The organism is Streptomyces sp. N35, from assembly GCF_016464295.1.
GTDB lineage: Bacteria > Actinomycetota > Actinomycetes > Streptomycetales > Streptomycetaceae > Streptomyces.
In genome coordinates, this window is the sequence record NZ_JAEIMH010000187.1 from 1 (window position 1) to 2509 (window position 2509).

Genomic DNA, 2509 nt, shown 5'->3' on the forward strand with positions numbered 1-2509 from the left:
GAGCCGGAGCGGCGGCCTGCGGGGCCGGGGCAGCGGGAGCCGGGGTGGGCGCCGGAGCCGGAGCCGCGGGCTGGGCCGGAGCCTCCTGGGCCGGGGCGGCGGGCGCGGCCGGAGCGGCAGCGGCCGGAGCGGCACCCGGTGCACCGATGACGGCGAGCTTGGCGCCGACCTCGGCGGTCTCGTCCTCGCCGACCGTGATCTCGAGCAGCACACCGGCGACGGGCGACGGGATCTCGGTGTCGACCTTGTCCGTGGAGACCTCGAGCAGCGGCTCGTCGGCCTCGACGGACTCGCCGACCTCCTTGAGCCAGCGGGTCACGGTGCCCTCGGTGACCGACTCGCCCAGGGCGGGCAGGGTCACACCGGTGCCCGTGGCGCCGCCACCCGAGGAGGCGGGCGCGGCGGCCGGAGCCGGCGCGGCGGGGGCCTCGGCCTGCGGGGCCGGAGCCTCCTGGGCCGGGGCGGGAGCGGCGGGAGCCTCGGCCTGAGCCGGGGCGGGGGCGGCAGCGGGGGCGCCGCTGCCGTCGTCGATCAGGGCCAGCTCGGCGCCGACCTCGACCGTCTCGTCCTCGGCGACCTTGATGGACGCGAGGATGCCGGCGGCAGGCGAGGGGATCTCGGTGTCGACCTTGTCGGTCGACACCTCGAGCAGCGGCTCGTCGGCCTCGACGCGCTCGCCCTCGGCCTTCAGCCAACGGGTGACAGTGCCCTCGGTGACGCTCTCGCCGAGCGCCGGAAGGGTTACGGAAACCGCCATGGTTTCTGTTGCTCCTTTAAGTGCGGAAAAGTTCGTGGGGCCCCGAGGGCTGTTAGTCGTGGGAGTGCAGCGGCTTGCCGGCCAGCGCCAGGTGCGCCTCGCCGAGCGCCTCGTTCTGCGTCGGGTGCGCGTGGATCAGCTGCGCGACCTCGGCAGGCAGCGCCTCCCAGTTGTAGATCAGCTGGGCTTCGCCGACCTGCTCGCCCATACGGTCACCGACCATGTGGACGCCGACGACGGCACCGTCCTTGACCTGGACCAGCTTGATCTCACCGGCGGTCTTGAGGATCTTCGACTTGCCGTTGCCCGCCAGGTTGTACTTGAGGGCGACGACCTTGTCCGCACCGTAGATCTCCTTGGCCTTGGCCTCGGAGAGACCGACCGAGGCGACCTCGGGGTGGCAGTACGTCACCTTCGGCACACCGTCGTAGTCGATCGGGACGACCTTCATCCCGGCCAGACGCTCTGCCACCAGGATGCCCTCGGCGAAGCCGACGTGCGCGAGCTGGAGGGTCGGGACGAGGTCACCGACGGCCGAGACGGTCGGCACGTTGGTCTGCATGTACTCGTCGACGAGGACGTAGCCGCGGTCCATCGCGACGCCCTGCTCCTCGTAACCGAGGCCCTGCGAGACCGGGCCGCGGCCGATGGCGACCAGGAGGACCTCGGCCTCGAAGGTCTTGCCGTCGGCGAGGGTGACCTTGACGCCGTTCTGGGTGTACTCGGCGGACTGGAAGAACGTGCCGAGGTTGAACTTGATGCCGCGCTTGCGGAAGGCGCGCTCCAGGATCTTGGAGCTGTTCTCGTCCTCGACCGGGACGAGGTGCTTGAGGCCCTCGACGATGGTGATGTCGGCACCGAAGGACTTCCACGCCGAGGCGAACTCGACGCCGATGACGCCGCCGCCCAGGATGATCGCGGACTCCGGGACGCGGTCAAGGACGAGCGCGTGGTCCGAGGAGATGATGCGGTTGCCGTCGATCTCCAGACCCGGCAGCGACTTCGGCACGGAGCCGGTCGCGAGAAGAATGTGGCGGCCCTGGATGCGCTGGCCGTTCACGTCCACCGAGGTGGGCGACGACAGGCGGCCCTCACCCTCGATGTACGTCACCTTGCGGGAGGCGACAAGACCCTGCAGGCCCTTGTACAGGCCCGAGATCACGTCGTCCTTGTACTTGTGGACGGCCGCGATGTCGATGCCCTCGAAGGTGGACTTCACACCGAACTGGGCGCTCTCGCGGGTCTGGTCCGCGACCTCGCCGGCGTGCAGCAGCGCCTTCGTGGGGATGCAGCCGTTGTGCAGGCAGGTGCCGCCGAGCTTGTTCTTCTCGATCAGGGCGACGTCAAGACCGAGCTGAGAGGCGCGCAGGGCCGCGGCGTATCCGCCGCTACCGCCGCCGAGAATCACTAGGTCGAAAACGGTGCTGGCGTCGTTCGCCACGTCACGTCCTCCATGCATGTGCGCCGGTCGGCGGTCCTCACTGACCGCGCGGCGGCTTTTGGTGTTCGGCCGCTTGTCCTTCGGCCCTGTGGTGGGGGCCCTGTCCTGCCACAGGCCATCTTCGCACTTGTCGGCGGGCGGTGGGACGTCGGGCCGCAGTGCGAGACGTTTGATCGATCACAGGGCAAGGTCACCGCAGCGTATGTCCCTGCGGATTTCGTTCAGGGCGAAACTTTTCATACGGGGTGCCCGGTCTGCGACCGGGCATGCCTGCGGCCCCGGGTACGGGCCCGGGGCCGCAGGTCACCTAC

At 70.1% G+C, this 2509-nt stretch carries 2 protein-coding genes; both read right to left on the minus strand.

Annotation, left to right across the window (positions count from 1 at the left end; all coding sequences use genetic code 11):
- Positions 1-757 (minus strand): biotin/lipoyl-containing protein (locus JAO81_RS41730; RefSeq protein WP_307814247.1); only part of this gene is annotated, 757 nt, incomplete at its 3' end.
- Positions 758-809: 52 nt separating this feature from the next.
- Complete coding sequence (lpdA, locus tag JAO81_RS41735; protein ID WP_165334843.1) at positions 810-2198, minus strand: dihydrolipoyl dehydrogenase; 1389 nt, start codon at positions 2196-2198, stop codon at positions 810-812.
- Positions 2199-2509 lie beyond the last annotated feature (311 nt).